Source organism: Frankia sp. AiPs1 (genome assembly GCF_023716945.1).
GTDB lineage: Bacteria > Actinomycetota > Actinomycetes > Frankiales > Frankiaceae > Frankia.
On record NZ_JAMQQF010001060.1, the window covers coordinates 1 to 939 of the forward strand.

A 939-nucleotide genomic window follows, 5' to 3' on the forward strand; every position below is an offset into this window, starting at 1 on the left:
GGCGAGGGCGGGCCAGGTGCGCGGACCGGCGTCCCGGCAGCCCGGCGACCGTCGGGATCTGCGTCGCGGACCCGACAGTCCGCACGGCGGCGACGGCGGGCGCGACGGTGACGGTCTGGGCGCCGGACCAGCTCGCCTCGGGCAACTCGCAGATCAGCGCCGCGGGCAGCAGCACCGAGGCGGTCGTCCCGTGCGGGTGGCGCCGGTCGAGCCAGGTGCGCATCTCGTGTCGGGCGGCGATCCGGCCGACCACGGCCAACCCCATGTGCCGCACGGAGTCGTCGTCGAGGGTCGGACCGGCGCGCAGCCGCTCGTTGAGTCGGCGCATCCGCTCCGGGGGCAGGCCGATGCCCTCGTCCTCGACCCGCAGCAGCGCGCTGCCCTGCTCGGTCAGGTGCACGCCGACGCGCACCGGTGCGCTCGGCGGAGACGACTTGGTGGCGTTGTCGAGCAGTTCCGCCAGCAGCCGGCCGACGTCCTCGGCGGCGAACCCGACCACGCCGAGCGGGACGACCCGGCCGATGACGACGCGGGAGTAGTGGTCGATGGAGGACATGGCCGCGCGGATCACGTCGACCATCGCCGCGGTCTCCGACGCCGTCTCGCTGGCGTCTCGCCCGGCGAGGATGCGCAGGTTCTCGGCGTTACGGCGCAGCCGGGCGGCGAGATGGTCGAGCTGGTAGAGCTCGTCGAGCCGCTCGGCGTCCTCCTCGCGGGCCTCCATCTCCTCGAGCTGGGAGAGCAGGGAGTCCACCAGATTCAGGTCGCGCAGGGCGACGTCGGCGCAGATCGCCGACAGCGCCTGGGCGTCCGCCACGGGCGCGGTCAGGGCCGCAGCCGGGTCGCTCCCCGCAGCTGGCGCGGTGCCCGCAGCTGGCGCGGTGCCGGCGGTCAGGGTGGTGCCGCCAGTCAGCGCGGTGCCCGCGGGCTGGGCGGTGC

Annotated in this window: 1 protein-coding gene; it reads right to left on the minus strand. The window is 75.5% G+C overall.

Annotation, left to right across the window (positions count from 1 at the left end):
• Positions 1–913 (minus strand): sensor histidine kinase (locus ND748_RS32845; RefSeq protein WP_374216102.1); only part of this gene is annotated, 913 nt, incomplete at its 3' end.
• Positions 914–939: the final 26 nt, after the last annotated feature.